Raw genomic sequence first — 1,595 nt, forward strand, 5'->3', positions numbered from 1 at the left:
CGGGAGTTTGACACCTAACTAATAATAAATTGCCCTTAGAGCCAGTGATGGCTTTATTTTTTTGTCAAATTTTAAAATAAAATATTGAGTACTATTTAGTACTATGTTATTATAGAAGTATCTTAGAAAGATTTGAGGGATATCCATGCGAGTAAAAAAAAGCGTATCCAAGAATTCCGTCTCCTATTCCATTATTGAAAATGTTAGGGATATTAATGGCAAATCAACAACGAAAGTCATTGAGGCGTTGGGGAATGAACAAGAAATTCGCGAAAGACATCCTGGTGTAGATCCGGAAGAATGGGCGCGTGCTTATGCAAAAAAATTAACAGAGGAACATAAGCGGAAATCAGAAACAATCATTATCAAGCATGACCCTACAAAGCCAATACCAAAAGGAAAGAAACGATCTTTTAATGTCGGTTATCTTTTCTTAAAATCCGTTTATCACCAATTGAAATTAGATAAAATTTGCAAGGAAATATCAGACAGGCATCAGTTTACATACGATTTAAACAAGATTCTTGCCCTCCTCATGTACATGCGAATTCTTCATCCTACTTCAAAAAAGGGAACACTAGAGAGGGCAGATGATCTACTAGAGTCACACTTGGTAGAAACACAGCACATATACCGGGCATTAGATATTTTAGCTGAGGAATCCGATACCATTGAAAAGACCGTATACAAAAACAGCGCAGCCATTGTGGAACGAAAGACAGAACTCCTATACTATGATTGCACAAATTTTTATTTTGAGATTGAAGAAGCCGATGGCTTAAAACAATATGGTGTGTCAAAAGAAAATCGCCCGAATCCAATCGTACAAATGGGACTATTTATGGACGGCAGTGGGCTTCCACTTGCATTTGTAATCCACCCAGGGAGTCAAAATGAGCAACCGACATTAAAACCTTTGGAGAAAAGAATCTTAAAAGATTTTCAACTTTCCAAGTTTGTGGTCTGTACAGATGCTGGGCTTTCTTCCCATGAGAATCGGCTTTACAATTCTATGAATGAACGGGCCTTTGTCACCACACAATCCATAAAAAAATTGAAAAAGCATTTGAAAGAATGGGCTTTAGATCCTTCTGGATGGAAAATGATGGAACCACCCCGGAAATCGTCCACCAAGAAAAGAAAACAAACTATCAATCTGCGTGACCTCAATCTTGAAAGCGACACACAACTGTATTATAAAGAACGTTGGATCAATGAAAATGGATTAGAACAGAAGTTGGTCGTTACCTTTTCACCGAAACATAAGCGTTATCAAGCAGGTATTCGTGAAAAACAGATTGAACGTGCATTGAAAAAGGTGGACAATCCTTCTCGGATTGAAAAAAAACGAGCAAACTCTCCAGATCGTTTTATACAGTCCACTCATGTCACAGAAGATGGGGAAATTGCTGGAAAGAGCACATACACCATTAATTCGGCACTCGTTGAAGAAGAAGGCAAATTCGATGGATTCTATGGTGTATGTACAAACTTAGAAAGTACCCCGGAGGAAATTGTAAAAATCAATCAGCGCCGCTGGGAGATTGAGGAAACTTTTCGAATTCTGAAAAGCGAAATGCGGACACGTCCGGTTT

Annotated in this window: 1 protein-coding gene; it reads left to right on the forward strand. The window is 38.3% G+C overall.

Annotated features, from left to right (window positions below):
• Nucleotides 1-145 precede the first annotated feature (145 nt).
• Nucleotides 146-1,595 (forward strand): IS1634 family transposase (locus DX933_RS13530; protein ID WP_123316984.1); only part of this gene is annotated, 1,450 nt, incomplete at its 3' end.

The sequence above is a fragment of the Ornithinibacillus gellani genome, from assembly GCF_003730295.1.
Classification (GTDB): Bacteria; Bacillota; Bacilli; order Bacillales; family Amphibacillaceae; genus Ornithinibacillus_A; species Ornithinibacillus_A gellani.